The organism is Pseudorhodoplanes sp. (assembly GCF_035565855.1).
GTDB lineage: Bacteria > Pseudomonadota > Alphaproteobacteria > Rhizobiales > Xanthobacteraceae > Pseudorhodoplanes.
Window position 1 is genome coordinate 1 of the sequence record NZ_DATMRX010000313.1, and the last position, 3,951, is coordinate 3,951.

Consider the following 3,951-nt stretch of genomic DNA (forward strand, 5'->3'; position numbering starts at 1 on the left):
TCTATCCCGGCGACATCATCATGACCGGGACGCCGGAAGGCGTCGGCCCGGTGCAAGCCGGCGACGTGATGCATGCGAAGATCGAGAAGGTCGGCGAGATGACTGTCGCGGTGACGCGTCGCGATGCGCCGCTGCCGCCACCCGCGCCGGCGGTGTGATCGCGCCCTCTCTACCGGTGCGCCGTCGAATCTGGGGCGGCGCGGCTACTTCTTGCGCCGCGCCAGCACCTCGATCTGCAATCCGACCTCGTCGCCGACGATCTTGGTGTCGCGCCACTCATCGCGACCGACGCCGAACTTCGTCCGGCTGATCGTCAGTTCGCCGGTGGCGCGCGCCACGAGTTGACCGGCATCGGCGGGATCGGGGCTGATCTCCAGCTTGAACGGCAGCACGACCTCTTCGGTCACATCGCGGATCGTGAGCTTTGCGGTCGCCTCGTATTCGCCCTTGCCAGCGCTGTCCTTGGCTTTCGCGCGGAACGCCGTCGTGACGAAGCGCACTGTCGGGAAGCGGGCGACGTCGAACCATTTCGGCTGCTTGAGTTCCTTGTCGATATCGGCATTGCCGGCATCGGCACTCGCCGCATCGACCACGACTTCGACGGCGCTGCCCTGCAGATTGTCCGGATCGAATTTCACCGTCGCGGTGAAGGTCTTGAACCGGCCCTTGCTCGGCACGCCCATTTGCTTGCCGGTGAATCCGATGCTGCTCTTGGCGGCATCGACCGTCCATGCCGGAGCATCGCTCGCCAAGGCGAGGTCGAGCGTTGGGACTAATCCCAACGCCGCCGCAATCGCTGAGCTCAGAACAAGCCGTCGCATTCTATTCATCGAAGGTGCACCTTCAGAATTTCGTTCCGGCCCTGGCCGGCCATGGCAGCATGCGCCGCAGGACATCGTCGCGCAGGACGAGATGATGGTACAGCGCCGCCAGCGCATGGATGGCAACCAGCACCAGCAGAGCCACCGCCAGGGACAAGTGAACGACCTTCATCGTTTCGCCGAGCGCCCGGTCGACGCCGAATGGACTCGGGATGTGGATGAGGCCGAGATACACCACCGGCAGGTTGAGCGCCGAACTCATGATCCAGCCGGTGATCGGCATGACGATGAGGATCGTGTAGAGCGCGGCATGCGACAAAGCGGCGAGGCGCCGTTGCCACAGCGGCGACGCGGCGGGTTGCGGCGGCACCGGGTTGGCGAGACGCCAGGCCAGCCGCAACAGCACGACCAGGAAGATCGTCACGCCCACCCATTTGTGCCAGGAGTAGAACTCGAGCTTGCGCGGGCTGAGCGGCATGTTGACCATGCTGATCGCGAGCGTGAACGCCGCGATCAGCAGGATCAGCGTCAGCCAGTGCAGGGTCTTGGCTACCAGGCCGAAGTGTTCGGCCGTATTGCGTAACGGCATGGATCAAACCTGGCTGCAATCGCAAACGCCGCCGGACTTTAGGTCGGATCGTTGGGCCGCTGCGTTTCCAGCTGGATCACGAATTCGACTTCCTCGCCAATCCAGGGAATGAACGCCTTCATCCCGAAATCGGTGCGCTTCAGCTTGCCCTTCGCGGTGAAGCCGTCGATCGTGTATTTCTTCGACAGGTGCAGGCCGCTCTTGTTGTAAGTCACGTCCATCGTGACCGGATGCGTGACGCCGTGCATCGTCAGATTGCCGGTCATCTTTCCGGTATTCTCGCCGGTCTTTTCGATCTTGGTGCTCTCGAAAGTGATGGTCCGGTGTTTCCAGACATCAAGTTCAGCCTCGGAGCGAATCCAGTTGTCACGATAGGGGTGATTTGAATCGATACTCGCCGCCTCGATCTCGACGCTCACCTTGCTGTTCGACGGATCCTTGCGGTCGAAAGTCATCTCGGCCTTGTTGATTTGCCGGAACTGACCCATCACCGACGAAAAGCCGCCATGCGAGATCGACCAGGTGACCGCGACGTGTTCGAGATCGACGTTCACCTTCTGCGCTTGCGCCAGGGCGGGGGCCGAGGGCAGCAGCAGCATCAATCCAACAGAAGCGCCGAGCAGCGTGCCGCCATAAGCGGGCACGGACCGGAAAATGCCAAACGCCATAGTCGCTTTCCTCCTCATGGGCCAGCATCCTGCGGCCCGATCAATTCTGTTTGTGGGTGACAGCCAAGCCGCCGCTGCGAAGCCCGAGCGTCAGCGCGTCACGATTCTAGGCTACCGGATCATTCGAAACCGCACCACAGCTTTCGGTCGTGGTGGAGCGGGTGGGCTGGTTTATCGGGTGCAATGACATCTCCCATGATGGGAAACGCGCACCCTGTGGGAACACCGGTGCGGCAGCGGCCGCACCGGCGTCGCACCTTCGGTACAGCGCACTCAGTAGAGCGCGTCGCGCTTCTTCAGTTCGTCCTGCAGATCCTTGTAGATCGCAACAGGGTCATGGCCGGCCTTTTTCACCTGGGCTTCCCATTCAGCCTTCAGCGGCTCGGCGGCCTTGCGCCACTCGGCTAGCTGGGCAGGGGTAATCGTATAGACCTCCTTGCCGGGCTGGGCCTTGATCTTGTCGCGTCCGCTGGACTCCATCTTCGCCCATGGCGTTGCGATCTTTTCCGCCCATTCCGAGGTGCAATGGTCGTCAATCACCTTGCGTTGGGCAGGCGACAGCGAGTTGTACTTGTCCTTGTTCATGACGAATGTCTGCTCGGTGGCATAGAGCGCCGAGTCGAGGTGATACTTCGTCACCTTGTCGATGCCGAACAGCACGACCGAGCCCCAGGGGAAGGTGATGCCTTCCACGACGCCCTTCTCGAGAAGGTCGCGCGATTCCGGCGCCGACGCCGGCACATTGGTGCCGCCGAGAAGCGAAATGAACCGGCTGATCGTCGCATTGGCGGGACGGATCTTCATGCCCTTCACGTCGCCCGGAACGGTCACCTTCTTGTTGGTGGTGTGGAACGTCGCCGGATCGTGCATGAAGGTGATGCAGTATTTGACGTCCTTCATCTCCTTGTCGGCGTATTTGCGATACCACGCATCAATCCCCGCGCTTCCGGCTGTGGAATTCGCGAGCAGGAACGGCAATTCCGATGCGCCCATGATCGGGAAGCGCCCCGGTTCGTAGCCTGGATTGACGTGGGCGAAATCGGCAATGCCGTCCTTCGCCATGTTGTAGTGATCGAACGCCTTGCCGAGCTGCTGCGCCGGATAGATCTTGATCGTGATGGTGCCGTTCGACGCCTTCTTGATCGATTCCGCCCAGGCCTCGACGGCAGGATGCATCGGATGGGCCGGCGGCACCCAGTGGCTGAAACGGAGTTCGACGGGCTTGTCCTGCGCGAGTGCGGGGACGGTGAGGGCGGCAAACAGCGCGGTCGCTGCCGCAACGGCAGAGCACTTCATAGATGTCCTCCCTAGTCGCCTTATGTGGCGATTGAAGGTCCGAGGATAAACGATGCCGCTGGCGTAAGGCCAGCGGCATTTGTTCAACCCGGCGGGAGGCGCGTTCGCTATTCTGCGGCTTTGGGAAGCGCGCGCTTCTCCCAGTGAAGCGCCGCGCGGGTGTGGTCCTGGTCTCCGCCCAGGGCATCGCGCGCCTCTGCCCACATGCCGCAGACGAGCTGACCAACCGGCGCGGTGACACCGATCTGCTCGGCGAGATCGGCCGCGATCTTCACGTCCTTGACGAGAAGCCCAAGCGTAAAACCGGTTCCGAAAGTCCCGCTGAGCAGGTGCTGCTTGATCAGCATTTCGGATGCGAAGCTGCGCCCGGTCGACACATTCACGACATCGGCCATGACCTCCGGGTCGAGCCCGAATTTGCGGCCCACCGTGACCGCCTCGGCCGCGGCGGCAAAGCTCGTCGCGGCAAGGAAGTTATTCAGGCACTTCATCGCATGGCCGCAGCCGAGCGAGCCGACCTCGAACAGTTTCGAGCCCATGCAGGCAAGAACTGGTTTGACCGCTGCGACCGCGTCGG

At 62.2% G+C, this 3,951-nt stretch carries 6 protein-coding genes; 1 reads left to right on the plus strand and 5 read right to left on the minus strand.

The window, feature by feature from the left end; genetic code table 11:
* The first annotated feature begins 17 nt into the window (after positions 1–17).
* Positions 18–158: a hypothetical protein gene (locus VN004_RS17870; protein ID WP_325612920.1), complete on the plus strand. Its 141-nt coding sequence runs from the start codon at positions 18–20 to the stop codon at positions 156–158.
* Positions 159–203: 45 nt separating this feature from the next.
* Here the strand turns inward: VN004_RS17870 and VN004_RS17875 are convergent, their stop codons facing one another.
* From VN004_RS17875 to VN004_RS17895, 5 genes are all read right to left on the minus strand, one after another.
* A complete protein-coding gene (locus VN004_RS17875) occupies positions 204–830 on the minus strand; it encodes a YceI family protein (RefSeq protein ID WP_325612908.1) in 627 nt (208 codons plus the stop codon).
* A 13-nt stretch (positions 831–843) separates the two neighbouring features.
* The gene (locus tag VN004_RS17880) at positions 844–1,410 is read right to left on the minus strand and encodes a cytochrome b (protein WP_325612911.1); all 567 of its coding nucleotides are present in this window, start codon (positions 1,408–1,410) and stop codon (positions 844–846) included.
* Between the two features lie 38 nt (positions 1,411–1,448).
* A complete protein-coding gene (locus VN004_RS17885; protein ID WP_325612914.1) occupies positions 1,449–2,078 on the minus strand; it encodes a YceI family protein in 630 nt (209 codons plus the stop codon).
* Between the two features lie 273 nt (positions 2,079–2,351).
* The gene (locus VN004_RS17890) at positions 2,352–3,374 is read right to left on the minus strand and encodes a TRAP transporter substrate-binding protein (protein ID WP_325612917.1); all 1,023 of its coding nucleotides are present in this window, start codon (positions 3,372–3,374) and stop codon (positions 2,352–2,354) included.
* A 107-nt stretch (positions 3,375–3,481) separates the two neighbouring features.
* On the minus strand, positions 3,482–3,951 hold a 470-nt coding region (locus VN004_RS17895; RefSeq protein ID WP_325612919.1), incomplete at its 5' end, for an NAD-binding protein.